This window comes from Streptomyces sp. NPDC005408, assembly GCF_040606445.1.
Taxonomy (GTDB): Bacteria; Actinomycetota; Actinomycetes; order Streptomycetales; family Streptomycetaceae; genus Streptomyces.
Window position 1 is genome coordinate 1 of record NZ_JBEXEX010000006.1, and the last position, 12,094, is coordinate 12,094.

At 69.5% G+C, this 12,094-nt stretch carries 11 protein-coding genes and 1 rRNA gene; 5 read left to right on the top strand and 7 right to left on the bottom strand.

The window, feature by feature from the left end:
* Positions 1–92: ribosomal RNA gene (rrf, locus tag ABZS64_RS07970) — 5S ribosomal RNA — on the top strand; the annotation flags it as partial.
* A gap of 117 nt (positions 93–209) precedes the next feature.
* Complete coding sequence (locus tag ABZS64_RS07975; RefSeq protein WP_355824735.1) at positions 210–758, top strand: GNAT family N-acetyltransferase; 549 nt, start codon at positions 210–212, stop codon at positions 756–758.
* Positions 759–791: 33 nt separating this feature from the next.
* Here ABZS64_RS07975 and ABZS64_RS07980 read toward each other — a convergent pair whose 3' ends face one another.
* The 7 genes from ABZS64_RS07980 to ABZS64_RS08010 all read right to left on the bottom strand — a co-directional run bounded on the left by ABZS64_RS07980 (position 792) and on the right by ABZS64_RS08010 (position 9,083).
* Complete coding sequence (locus ABZS64_RS07980; RefSeq protein ID WP_355824738.1) at positions 792–2,801, bottom strand: type VI secretion protein; 2,010 nt, start codon at positions 2,799–2,801, stop codon at positions 792–794.
* A 1-nt stretch (position 2,802) separates the two neighbouring features.
* Entirely contained in the window at positions 2,803–4,215 is a 1,413-nt protein-coding gene (locus tag ABZS64_RS07985) for an ATP-binding protein (RefSeq protein ID WP_355824741.1), read from the bottom strand.
* A gap of 18 nt (positions 4,216–4,233) precedes the next feature.
* Positions 4,234–5,802, bottom strand: coding sequence for an SCO6880 family protein (locus ABZS64_RS07990; RefSeq protein WP_355824743.1), 1,569 nt, complete (start codon positions 5,800–5,802; stop codon positions 4,234–4,236).
* A complete protein-coding gene (locus ABZS64_RS07995) occupies positions 5,799–7,136 on the bottom strand; it encodes a hypothetical protein (protein WP_355824746.1) in 1,338 nt (445 codons plus the stop codon). The genes ABZS64_RS07990 and ABZS64_RS07995 overlap by 4 nt, the downstream gene beginning before the upstream one ends.
* Positions 7,126–7,983: a hypothetical protein gene (locus tag ABZS64_RS08000; RefSeq protein ID WP_355824749.1), complete on the bottom strand. Its 858-nt coding sequence runs from the start codon at positions 7,981–7,983 to the stop codon at positions 7,126–7,128. Before ABZS64_RS08000 ends, ABZS64_RS07995 begins: the two co-directional genes overlap by 11 nt.
* Before the next feature lie 186 nt (positions 7,984–8,169).
* On the bottom strand, positions 8,170–8,478 hold the full coding sequence (locus ABZS64_RS08005) for a hypothetical protein (RefSeq protein ID WP_142217964.1): 309 nt from the start codon (positions 8,476–8,478) through the stop codon (positions 8,170–8,172).
* Between the two features lie 377 nt (positions 8,479–8,855).
* Entirely contained in the window at positions 8,856–9,083 is a 228-nt protein-coding gene (locus ABZS64_RS08010) for a DUF397 domain-containing protein (protein WP_355824752.1), read from the bottom strand.
* A 115-nt stretch (positions 9,084–9,198) separates the two neighbouring features.
* Here ABZS64_RS08010 and ABZS64_RS08015 point away from each other — a divergent pair, with 115 nt between their 5' ends.
* From ABZS64_RS08015 to ABZS64_RS08025, 3 genes are all read left to right on the top strand, one after another.
* Positions 9,199–10,005 carry an SAM-dependent methyltransferase gene (locus tag ABZS64_RS08015; protein ID WP_355824755.1) on the top strand — a complete coding sequence of 269 codons (807 nt, stop codon included), beginning with the start codon at positions 9,199–9,201 and terminating at the stop codon, positions 10,003–10,005.
* Between the two features lie 70 nt (positions 10,006–10,075).
* Complete coding sequence (locus tag ABZS64_RS08020) at positions 10,076–11,074, top strand: bifunctional lytic transglycosylase/C40 family peptidase (RefSeq protein WP_355825405.1); 999 nt, start codon at positions 10,076–10,078, stop codon at positions 11,072–11,074.
* A 247-nt stretch (positions 11,075–11,321) separates the two neighbouring features.
* On the top strand, positions 11,322–12,068 hold the full coding sequence (locus tag ABZS64_RS08025; RefSeq protein WP_355824758.1) for a phosphatase PAP2 family protein: 747 nt from the start codon (positions 11,322–11,324) through the stop codon (positions 12,066–12,068).
* Positions 12,069–12,094 lie beyond the last annotated feature (26 nt).

A 12,094-nucleotide genomic window follows, 5' to 3' on the forward strand; every position in this document is an offset into this window, starting at 1 on the left:
CGCCCGGTTACATTCCGAACCCGGAAGCTAAGCCTTTCAGCGCCGATGGTACTGCAGGGGGGACCCTGTGGGAGAGTAGGACGCCGCCGAACAATCATTGTGGGAAAGCCCCGCACCTTCTGGTGCGGGGCTTTTCTGCGTTCAGGACCCGGTCCTTCGTGGCGTAAACCGCGTTGCTCAGTGACGGGCGGCGCCGTCAGTATCGGGGGATGGACTACGTGATTCGACCCGTACGCGCCGAGGAGTGGGCCAAGGCCCGGGAGCTTCGGCTTGCCGCCCTGCAGGACCCGGCTGCGCCCATCGCCTTTCTGGAGACGTACGAGCAGGCCGTCGAGCGGCCCGACGGATTCTGGCAGGACCGTGCGACCACCTCCGCGGAAGGGATCGTGTCGCGGCAGTTCATCGCCGAGGCGCCGGACGGGCGGTGGGTGGGGACGCTCACCGTGCTCGTGGAACGGCCGGCGGGGGAAGTGCGGTTCGGGGAGGCCGCGAAGACCGACCAGACGCATCTGGTCGGGGTGTTCGTACGGCCCGAGGCGCGGGGTGCGGGTGTGGCGGATGCGTTGTTCAGCGCGGCTCTGGAGTGGTCGTGGGAGCTGGCCGGGCCGCCTGTGAAGCGGGTGCGGCTGTATGTGCACGAGCACAATGGACGAGCCGCGGCGTTCTACCGGCGGTTCGGGTTTGTGCCGAGCGGGGACTCCGTGCCGGTACCGGGCGATGACACGGCACGGGAGCTGGAGTTGGAGGTCCTGCGGTAGGGGTCTCTTCTACCGCGGGGCCTACTGGGAGGTCTACTGCGGGAGCGGTTCGGGCCAGCGGGCGCGCGCCTGTTCGGCGGAGCGGAGCAGGACCAGGGTCGGAAGTCCCTGGTCCTGACCGGTTGCCAGCAGCTCCGGAAGCCGGGGAAGCGGAGCCACCGCGGCGACGTCGTCGAGAACGAGTGTCATTGGTGGGTCGAGCCGACCGTCGGATGACCGTGCGGCCATGCGGCGGCCGTGCTCGACCACGTCTGAAGCCAGTGCGGTGAGCAGTGGCATCGCGCCGGGGTGGGTTCTGGGGTCCTCGATGGGCTCACCCACCAGATACAGGCTGCCCCCTTCGCTTATGAATGATTCCAAGGTGAGCGAATCGGCTCGGTTCGGGGTGCAGGCCTCGCGGATGTGGATCGAGGAGAGGGACGAGAGGGCGCGTACGACCAACTGCTGGGCGATCTCCCGGCGTTCGGCGTGGGCGGTGAGCGCGGACTCGAGGAGGCCGGCGAGACCGGCGGTGGCCTTGGGATGCGTACGGAGGATGCGTACGGCGTCATGGGCGTTGCCGCCCTGCGCCCAGCGGTGGAGCTGCTTGAACGGGCGTCCGTCCACGGCCGCGGCGTGGAGCCAGCAGCGCAGGAGCGTTTCGGCGGTGTCGGCCATGGCGGCGTCGAGGAGGGCGCGGGGGCGTACGGGGGCGAGGAGTGCGGTGGCGCGTGCCTGTGCGGTGGTGGGGTCCTCGCAGTGGGCGGAGGGGGACCAGTGGAGGCGGGCGGGGGTGTCGCACAGGTGCCCGGGGTCGTAGACGAGGACGGGGCCGAGCTTGGCCCGGGCGTCCTTGGTCTCGGCCCAGACGGTGGGGTCGGAGGTGACGACGAGGACGGGTCCCTGGGCGTCGAAGACGGCCTGGACAGTGGATGGGCGGCGCGTGGCGGGGTCGCCGTAGAGAAGACGGGCGGGGCGGGTGCGGGGGGCGGGGACGCCCGCGGCCCCGGTGCCGTGGGCGGCGTGGTGGTCGCGCCCGCCCGCCCCTTGCTCCGCAAGAGAGTTGGGGCCCACGGCTGCGCCGCTGCCCGCGGCGGGAGAGGGCCACGCGGCGTCGCAAGGGGCCCCGGAGCCGGGCTCCTGGGTGCCGGCCGCGTACGCGCCGGTCGCTGCTGCGCCGCCGACTGCCGCGTCGGGGGCCGAGATCGGGCTCGTGCCGCTGCCTGCCGGGTCCTGCTCCCAGCCGGCTTCGCCGTGGCTCGACTCCGGCCGGGCGCCGGGTTGTTGGGCGTTGGCCGAGTAAGCGTCCGCGCCTTGGCCGCGGGTGCCCGACCGGTCGTGCTCGCCGGGCTGTTGGGGTTGGGGGTTTCCGTGGTACGAGCCTGCGGCTGCGCCGCTGCCCGCGGTGGGGGCGGGCCGTCCGGCTTCGCCTGTGGCCCGGGCGCCAGGCTCCGGGGCGCTGCCCGCGTACGCGTCCGCGCCCGTGCGGCGGGTGCCTGACTGGTCGTGCTCGTGCAGACCGGACCGCTGGGCGTTGCCCGCGTGCGTGCCCGTTGTCCCTGAGGTCGGGCTCGGGCCGGCGACGCCACCCGACGTGTCCCGTTCCCATCCCGCTTCGCCGCCGATCGCGCCCCGACGGGAGCCGCGACGGGGCCGGGCCGGGCTCTCCCATGCCTCCGCAGGGAACCCCCGGCCCGCCGCCCGCGACCGGCGGACCGCGCGCCAGCGGGTCAGCGTGCCCAGGGCGAAGATCGTCAGGACCACCAGGACCATGAGTTCGCCGATTGCCAGGCCCCAGAACAGGCCGTAGCCGGAGAGCTCAGCCGACGGGGTCTCCGGCCACGCGGACACCAGATCGTGCGGCTTGGATACCAGCGCGCGCATCGCGAGCGGCGTGTTGGCGAACGTCACGCCCGTCGGCCACGCCCCGTGGGACAGGAGCCCTGCCAGGCCCGTCGCCGTCCAGACCAGCAGCGTCAGGCCCAGCAGAAAGGCGAGCAGGCCCACCAACAGGCCGTCCGGGATGCCGTGTTCCTCTTCGGGCTGGTGGCGACGGTCGCGCATGTCATGCCACCGTCGACTCGGAGGATGCATCCAACTGCTGACGCTCGACCAGGGCCGCGCGCTGCTCCGCCTCCCACTCCGCGGCCGCCACGTCCTCGGGCAACGCAGGCCCCGACGATTCCGTCATCGCCCGGTCCGTGAAGACCAGTGGTCGCTCCGCCTCCGTCACCAGGTGTTTGACCACCTGGACATTGCCGTTGACGTCCCAGACCGCGATGCCCGGGGTCAGGGTCGGGATGATTTCCACAGCCCATCGTGGGAGGCCCAGGACGCGTCCCGTCGCTCTCGCCTCGTCCGCCTTCTGGGCGTAGATCGTCCTTGTGGAGGCCATTTTGAGAATGGCCGCCGCTTCTCTCGCGGCCGCGCCGTCCACCACGTCCGAGAGGTGGTGGACCACCGCCACGAACGAGAGCCCCAGGCGACGGCCGAACTTCAGCAGCCGCTGGAAGAGCTGCGCCACGAAGGGCGAGTTGATGATGTGCCACGCCTCCTCGACCAGGAAGATCCGCTTCTTCCGGTCGGGGCGGATCCACGTGTGTTCGAGCCACACCCCCACGATCGCCATCAGGATCGGCATCGCGATGGAGTTCCGGTCGATGTGCGAGAGGTCGAAGACGATCAGAGGCGCGTCCAGGTCGATGCCCACCGTCGTCGGGCCGTCGAACATGCCCCGCAGGTCACCGTCGACCAGCCGGTCCAGCACGAGCGCGACATCCAGACCCCAGGCCCGTACGTCGTCGACGTCGACGTTCATCGCCTCCGCCGACTCCGGCTCCGGGTGCCGCAGCTGGTCCACGATGTCGGTCAGCACCGGCTGCCGTTCGACGATCGTCTCGTTGACGTACGCATGCGCCACCTTCAGCGCGAAGCCGGAGCGCTCGTCCAGGCCGTGCCCCATCGCGACCTCGATGATCGTCCTCAGGAGCGCCAGCTGGCCGGTCGTCGTGATCGCAGGGTCCAGCGGGTTGAGGCGGATGCCGCCGTCCAGCGCCGTCATCGGGTCGAGCCGGATGGGGGTTATCCCCAGCTCCTGGGCGATGAGATTCCACTCGCCCACTCCGTCCTCGCCCTGCGCGTCCAGAACGACCACCTGGCGGTCGCGGAAGCGCAACTGCCGTAGGACGTATGTCTTCTCGAGCGCCGACTTGCCGTTCCCGGACTCGCCGAGGACCAGCCAGTGGGGGGCGGGCAGCTGCTGGCCGTACAGCTGGAAGGGGTCGTAGATATAGCCCTTTCCGCTGTACACCTCACGGCCGATGATCACGCCCGAGTCGCCGAGGCCCGGCGCTGCGGTGGGCAGGTACACGGCTTGCGCCTGGCCGGTCGACGTACGGACGGGCAGGCGGGTCGTCTCCACCTTTCCGAAGAGGAAGGAGGTGAAGGCATCCGTGAAGACGGACAGCGGATCTCGCATGGCGGACTGCCCTCTCGTTCAGCGTCGGATGCCGGTCGCGAACGGCAAGGTGTTCACAAAGGCACGGTGGTGTTCGCGGTCGCACCACTCCAGCTTGAGATACGACTTGCCGGCCGATGCCCTGATCGTCCGCTTGTCGCGTGCCAGCGCCTCCGGCGACCGCGAAGACACTGTGATGTACCCGACAAGGTTGACCCCTGCCGCACCGCTGGCGAGATCTTCACCCCTCTGGTCGAGCCGTCCGTGCGCGGCGATGTCGCGCGGGTCGACGGTCCGGTTCATCTTGGCGGCGCGGCTCGCGTCCGCCTCGTCGTTCGTCTTCTCGGTCAGCATCCGCTCAATGGCGACCTCGGTGGGCTCCAGGTCCATGCAGACCGCGACCGTACGGATCACATCGGGCGTGTGGACGAGCAGCGGCGCAAGGAAGTTCACGCCGACCGGGGTCATCGGCCACTCCTTCACCCAGGCGGTGGAGTGGCACCAGGGCGCGCGGGTGGAGGACTCGCGGGTCTTCGCCTGGAGGTAGGTGGGCTGCATGGCGTCGAGCTCGGCGGGCCAGGCGTTGCGTTTCGTCATCGCCTGGATGTGGTCGATGGGGTGGTCCGGGTCGTACATCGAGTGGACGAGCGAGGCGAGCCGGCCCTGGCCGAGCGGCTGCCGGACCCGGATGTCGGCCTCGGCGAGACGCGCGCAGATGTCGGTGAGTTCGCGGGCCATGACGACGGCGAGACCGGCGTCCCTGTCGAGCTTCCGCGAACCCGAGGACTTCGAACCGGTGGAGTGACGGGCGGCACGGGCCATGGCGTGGGCCTCGGCGGCCAGCTCGCGGGAGTAGTGCATGCAGGCGACGAGATATGCGCGGTGCTGTTCGCTCGACGTCGACACCATGGACTGGAGCTGCTCGTACGATTCACGCAGCCAGCCGGGCGACTGCTGGTCACCGCGCTGGGCTACGTCCTTGGCGTGTGCGTCGGGGTCGGCGGGGAGCGTACGCGCCAGCATCTGAAGGCGGGTCACAAAGCCGTCTCCGTTGGCCACATGCTTGAGCAGGGTGCCGAAGCGGTCGACGAGGGCTTCCTGGTCCTCGCTGTCACGCAGTCCGACGCCCGGGCCCTCGATCTCGATGGCGGCGGTGACGGTACGGCGGTCGGCGTGCAGCAGTACGGCGATCTCGTCGGGGCCGAAGGGGGCGGCGAGCCAGTTGATCCGGCCGATGCCGGGGGGCGGGCCGACCTCGATCTCACGGCCGTCGAGCCGGGTGCCCGACTCGGCGGCGGACGAGCGGTAGAGGGTGCCGCCGCGCAGGGTGCGCTTATAACTGCGGTTGATCTCGAACCACTTGTAGAAGGTGCGGTGCTTGTACGGGACGTACACGGCGGCGAGAGCGAGGAGCGGGAAGCCCATCAGCAGCACGATCCGCAGGGACAGGACGGGGACCAGCAGCCCGCTCATCATGCCGAGGAACGCGCCGGCGATGATCAGGGCGATCTCGCCGGTCTCGCGGTTCTTGCCGACGATCGCGTTCGGCCGGGCCCGGCCGATCAGATACGTACGGCGGGGCGTGATCGGTTGGGACTGGGTCGTCAACGCCCTCCACCTCCTGTGCTCTTGCGGTTGCTGTGCGGGGTGCCACTGGTGGGACTGCTGCCGGGGCTGCTGCTACGTGGCGGGGGTGCGGCGGCGGGGACGGATCCACCGCCTCCTCCTCCTCCGGACGGCCGGCTGCTGTGGGCTGCGACGCCCCCGCTGATGGGGTTGGCAGGGCGCGGGGCGCTGCCGTTGCCGCCACCGTCGCCGCCGCGCTGGTTGCCGCGGCTGCTGTGGGTCTTGATGCCCTGGGAGACAAGAGCGGCGGGGGAGCTGATGACGGCGGCCGCGGCGTTCTCGGCGCCGCTCTGGAGGCGGTTGTTGCGGGAGGCCACGATCTCGTCGCCGAAGCCGGGCACGAAGCGGTAGATCATCGCGGAGGCGAAGATGGCGAGCAGGATGATCGCGAGCCCGGAGACGACGGCGGAGAAGGAGTCGGGGCCCTTCTCGGCGGAGAGCGCGCCCGCCAGTCCGAGGACGATCGCAATGACGGGCTTGACCAGGATGATCGCGATCATGATCCCGGCCCAGCGGCGGACGTGCCCCCACATGTTCTTGTCGACGAGTCCGGCGTAGACGACGACGCCGAGAAGGGCGCCGATGTAGAGCAGGACGGCGCGGATGAACAGCTCGAGGTACAGGACGCCGGCGGCGAGGATCGTGACGAGCGAGACGACGATCAGCATGATCGGCCCGCCACCGATGTCGGTGCCCTTCTTGAGGGCGGCCGCGAAGTTCCCGAAGAACATGTCCGTCTGGCCGCTGGTGCCCCCGGCGATGACCTCGGTGACGCCGTCGGTGGCGGAGACGAGGGTGTAGAGGATCAGCGGGGTGAAGGCGGAAGCGAGGACGGTGAGCCAGAGGAAGCCGATGGCTTCGGAGATGGCGGTGGTCAGGGGAACGCCGCGGATGGCGCGCTTGGCGACGGCGAGGAGCCAGAGGACGAGGGTGAGGATGGTGGCGGCGGCGAAGACGATGGCGTACTGGGAGAGGAAGGCGGTGTTGGTGAAGTCGACGGTGGCGGTGGACTTCACGGCCTTGGAGAGGGTGTCGACGGTCCAGACGGCGGCGTCGGCGCAGCCGCGGGCGAGGGAGGCGAGGGGGTCGAGGGCGTCGGCGGGGTCGGCCGGGCCCGTGCGGGGCCTGCTGCCGGGTTCGCCGCTGTCGCAGTAGTCCCGCGCGGGGCCGACGATGAGGTCGCACTTGTCCTTGTTGGACGGTGTCGGGGTGGGCGTCGGTGCTGCGAAGGCACGCGAAGCCAGCAGCACCGCTGTCGTCTGGACGGTTGCGACGACGGCTGTGAGCTTGAGCGCGCGGCGCCGGCTATCGGGCATACGTGAACCCTCCGTACTGCTCGACTGCCTTGGCGATCTCGTCGGCGCTGGAGGCCGTCCGGTCGGCGTTCACTGGCGCAGGGCCGTCCTTCTGGGAGAAGCTCTCGACCTTCCAGCTTCCCTCCGCCCACTGGAGCTTGAGCGTCATGGTGAACCAGTCGTTGGTCACCGGATTGGTTGAGCTGACTCCGGCTGTGCCGAAGACGCCGGTGCACCAGACCTCCACCGTGGCGGACGTGTCCGTGTAGGCCGTGACTTTGGTGCCGACCGGCGCAGTGCGGGACACATACGTCAGCCCCTTGGCGGCGTTCCCGTTCGCGTCGAGGCCGAGCTTGGAAAGGAATGCCTGGTTGTACGCCTGGTCGAGTTTGGCCTGCAGCCCCCCGACCTTGTCGGTGACGAAGAGCTGGCCCACGATCTCGTGTCGCCGCGCCGGCTTCAGGATGTCGGCCGAGACAAGCGCCACCGCATAATTCGCCGCGGCGCTCTGCGCCCCCTGCTCATCCCTCGCATACCCCGACGGAATCCCCCCGGCCTTCCCCCTCACCGGCTTCACCCCCGTCGCCGCCGTCGGCTCCGCCCCCGCCGCCTTTGTGTCGCTGCCCGACGGGGCGTCATCGCCTCCGCCCTGGTTGGCGAACGCGATCGCCGCGATCAGCAGGACCACCACGCCCACCACCGTGATCAGGGAGCGTGAGCTGCGCATCGGCCTGCGGGCGCCGCCGTAGACGTCCGATTCGCCGCCGCCGGGGAGTCTGGTGCGGGTCTGGCCCGATCCGCCGAAGCCCTCGTCCGTGCGGCCGCCGCCCGGCTCGCCGCCGTAGCCGTGCTCGTCGCCGAGGCTCATCTCGCGTACGCCCCCTCAACCGTTTGCAGTTCCGCGACGTACGACGTGTGGTACGGCGCGGGATCCGACACGTAGTACGACGGTAGTCGTGCTGCTTCCCGCGCGGGCGTGGTGTGGTGACTCGACATCAGGGAGACGCAACCTCAAAGGGTGGGCCGGGCACGCCCGGAGAGGACTGGCGGGCGGCTAGACAGCCATCCCGTACACGATGGTGAACAAGGTCCCCAGCGACCCGATGATGAAGACGCCGGTCAGCCCGGCGACGATCAGGCCCTTGCCCTGCTCCGCGCTGAACGTGTCGCGCAGCGCCGTCGCTCCGATGCGCTGTTTGGCCGCACCCCAGATCGCGATGCCGAGGCAGAGGAGGATGGCCACGGCCATCACAACCTCGATCATCACTCGGGCTTCGTTCCCCAGGCTCCCGAAAGGCCCCCAGTTCGGGGCGATTCCGCCGATGATGGTGGTGATGTCGCCCTTTTCGGCTGCCAGGATCATGTAACTCACCGCCCCTGTTGGGTTGTTCAGTGCCCTTGCCCCTCGGCATGGGCCGTCGTTCTATCTTCGCTGATGAAACAGCCCGCGTAAGCCGACTTGGCGGGTCTCTTTACTCGATCTCCGAACGGATGACCGATCCCGCCGTCCTGACCTGCTACGGCACGGACTCGGTCGGTGCGAGGAGCGCGTATGGTTACTCTGTGTATCACGGGGGGTGACTCCGGGCAATGACTGTCGTTGTTGCACCTTTGGGGCGCTGCAGGCCGTTTCTCGCCCTGGCCGTGTTGAGGATTACCGCGACCGTGCCGTCTGGAAACTTCCGCTGACCCAGGTCCGTCCGCTCTCAACCGGAACGGGCGGCGTCAGGGGGTGACGGGTCACTGCTCGTCGAGCTCCGCGAAGTGGTCGAATTCGCCCGCCTGTACGCCGAGGACGAAGGCGTCCCACTTCTTACGGGTCGTGGTGACCACGTTCTCCGGGTCGCTCGTCTCCCTCAGGTGGACCAGGTCCCCGGGCCCGAAGGCGACCTCGATCCAGGGGCCGGTGCCTTGTGCGCCTTCGGGGGCGGCGCGGGTCCAGTCGAGGCCGGCGGAGGGGTCGGTCACAGTTCTCCTTGAGGGCGCGGATGTGTACGGACCAGGTGGCGGGCCGCCCGGCCGAGGTTGCTGTCTTCCGGTCCAACCTGGCTCCTGACAGGCCGAGTTGGATATCTTGGTACGTGTGACCGACAACGCGCACTTACTCGCCGGGATCGACACCACCCGCCCCCACACCGCCCGCATCTGGAACTACTGGACCGGCGGCAAGGACCACTACGAGGTCGACCGCGAGGCCGGTGATCAGATCCGCAGGCTTCATCCCGGCATCGGTGACTACGCCGTCGCGGACCGGTTGTTTCTCGGGCGGGCTGTCCGTCATCTGGCCGCCGAGGTGGGGATCCGGCAGTTCCTCGACATCGGGACCGGGCTGCCCAGCGCCGACAACACCCACGAAGTGGCCCAGCGCGCTGTTCCCGAGGCGCGGATTGTGTACGTCGACAACGACCCCCTCGTCCTCGCGCACGCCCGCGCCCTGCTCACCAGTACGCCCGAGGGCAGCACCGACTATCTCGACGCCGATCTGCGCGATGTGGACACGATCCTGGAGCGTGCCGCCGAGACGCTCGACCTCTCGCAGCCCGTCGCGCTGCTGCTCCTCGGCGTGGTGATCTTCATCGAGGACGACGAGGAGTCGTACGACATCGTCCGCCGCCTCATGGACCCGCTGCCCGCCGGCAGTCATCTCGTCCTCTCACACACCATCACCAGCCCGGCGATGCCCGATGTGGACGCCGCCGTCGCGTTCTGGAACGAGCACGGTACGCCCAGGCTCACCCAGCGCACCCCGCAGCAGCTCGCCCCGTACTTCGACGGGCTCGACATGCTGGAGCCCGGCCTGGTGTCGTGTTCGCGCTGGCGGCCGGAGACGAGCGGTGGCGAAGAGCCGGGCGAGGTCGCCATGTTCGGGGGCGTGGGACGCAAACCATAGGCGCGCGGGCCGAATAGGGACGGGAACGCGGTGCGGATGGGGGAGGGTTGAGGGCGTGCGAAAGGTCTGGATGGCGAGCGGGGTCGGGATCGGGCTCTGCCTGAGTTTTGTCGCGCTGCTCGTCGTCGGGACCTATTCCGCGGCCGCCGGGCTCATGGGTGGGGCGAAGGGCGGACGGGCGGTCGGACTGGCCAAGGGGGCCGTGCCCGCGCTGTATCAGCCGCTCGTGCAGAAGTGGGGGAACCTCTGCCCGGCCATCAATCCCGCGCTGCTCGCCGCCCAGCTCTACCAGGAGAGCGGCTGGAACCCGAAGGCGCAGAGCCAGGCCGCGGCTCAGGGCATCGCGCAGTTCATCCCCGGCACCTGGGCGGCGCACAGCGTTGACGGGGACAAGGACGGGGACCGCGACGTATGGGATCCGGCCGACGCGATTCCGTCCGCTGCCTCGTACGACTGCGAACTGGCCGGATATGTCAAAAAGGCGCCCGGCGACCAGACCGACAACATGCTCGCCGCGTACAACGCGGGCGCGTACGCCGTCATCAAGTACGGCGGTGTCCCGCCCTACCGCGAGACGCAGAACTATGTGAAGGTCATCCGCACCCTGGAGAAGAGCTTCGCCCGGCCGGTCGGCCGGGTCGAGCCGTCACGGCAGGCTGCCGGGGCCATCTATTTCGCTCAGCAGAAGCTCGGCACGAAGTATCTGTGGGGCGGCAACGGCACGCCTGAGCAGGGCGGACGCTTCGACTGCTCCGGGCTGACGCAGGCCGCGTACCGGACCGTGGACATCGAGCTGCCACGTGTCGCGAACGACCAGTACAACGCCGGGCCGCATCCCTCGCGCGACGAACTGCTGCCGGGCGATCTCGTCTTCTTCTCCGACGACCTCACCAACTCGCGGGCGATCCGGCACGTCGGGCTCTATGTGGGTGGCGGGTACATGATCAACGCTCCCTACACCGGGGCCGTCATCCGCTTCGACAAGATCGACACCCCGGACTACTTCGGGGCTACGAGAGTCACCAAGGATGGCGCGAAAGCGCTGCCGACGGGCCTCCCGGAAGCCTGACGCGCCGTCGGAGGTGGCCGGAACTCTCCCTTCGGCCAAGGCCCTGAACTGGGACGATGTGTCACTCTTCGATAACGTCATGGTGATCGTTCGGTGGAGAGTGGAACGTACATGGGGAATGGGCCGTTCCCTGGTCGGAGACAGCCGCACTGACCGTGCAGCAGACACCGCACTGACCACGGGGGTTGGTAGAGGCGGCGCACCCGGAAGGTGCGTCCCGCCAGGCACAAGGCAAGGGGCCGAGCAGATGGCTGGACTCGCATTGGGGTTCCCCCTGACGCAGTCAACGGGCGGGTCCGATCCCGATCTCAGCCTGCTCTACGACATCAACGGCCTGGCCAAGGACGCCCCGTCGTGGCTCGACCGCACCATGGAGTTCGTCGGCGAGTACGGAATCATGCTCGCGATGGTCCTGGTCGTCCTGTGGTGCTGGTGGAGCGTGCGCCGGCGCGGTACGACGGAGGACTCGGTCGCGGCGGTCGCCGGGCTGATCTGGGCGCCGCTCGCCGCCGGTATCGCGCTGCTGATCAACATCCCCATCCGCGGCTTCGTCGAGAGACCGAGGCCCTTCCGCGACCACCAGGGCATCGAGGTCCTGGTGGCCGGAAAGACCGACTACTCCTTCGTCAGCGACCACGCCACGATGGCGATGGCGATCGCGGCCGGGCTCTTCGTCGCGCACCGCAAGTTCGGACTGGCCGGGATCGGTCTCGCGCTCGCCGAAGGCTTCTGCCGGGTGTACATGGGCGTGCACTACCCGACCGACGTCATCGGCGGATTCGCGCTCGGCACGGCGGTGGCGCTGCTCCTCGCCCCGCTCGCGCTCGCGCTGCTGACACCGCTGCTGTCGGCGGTCGCCGGGTCGGGGCGCATCGCCTGGCTCGTACGGTCGAAGCGCCCGGTGCCCGGTCCGGCGGGCCGGCCCGAGACGCTCGGCATCCCGGAGCCGCGGACCGAGGGCACGGGCACCGGCGAGAACGACCTCGCAGCCTGAGCCTGGGCGGGCCTGAACCGGGCCCG

Coding starts and splice junctions, on each gene's coding strand:
- ABZS64_RS07980 (WP_355824738.1), bottom strand. CDS start 2,801: ATGCGCGACCGTCGCCACCAGCCCGAAGAGGAACACGGCATCCCGGAC.
- ABZS64_RS08000 (WP_355824749.1), bottom strand. CDS start 7,983: ATGAGCCTCGGCGACGAGCACGGCTACGGCGGCGAGCCGGGCGGCGGC.
- ABZS64_RS08005 (WP_142217964.1), bottom strand. CDS start 8,478: ATGATCCTGGCAGCCGAAAAGGGCGACATCACCACCATCATCGGCGGA.
- ABZS64_RS08025 (WP_355824758.1), top strand. CDS start 11,322: ATGGCTGGACTCGCATTGGGGTTCCCCCTGACGCAGTCAACGGGCGGG.
- ABZS64_RS07995 (WP_355824746.1), bottom strand. CDS start 7,136: ATGCCCGATAGCCGGCGCCGCGCGCTCAAGCTCACAGCCGTCGTCGCA.
- ABZS64_RS07975 (WP_355824735.1), top strand. CDS start 210: ATGGACTACGTGATTCGACCCGTACGCGCCGAGGAGTGGGCCAAGGCC.
- ABZS64_RS08020 (WP_355825405.1), top strand. CDS start 10,076: ATGGCGAGCGGGGTCGGGATCGGGCTCTGCCTGAGTTTTGTCGCGCTG.
- ABZS64_RS07985 (WP_355824741.1), bottom strand. CDS start 4,215: ATGCGAGATCCGCTGTCCGTCTTCACGGATGCCTTCACCTCCTTCCTC.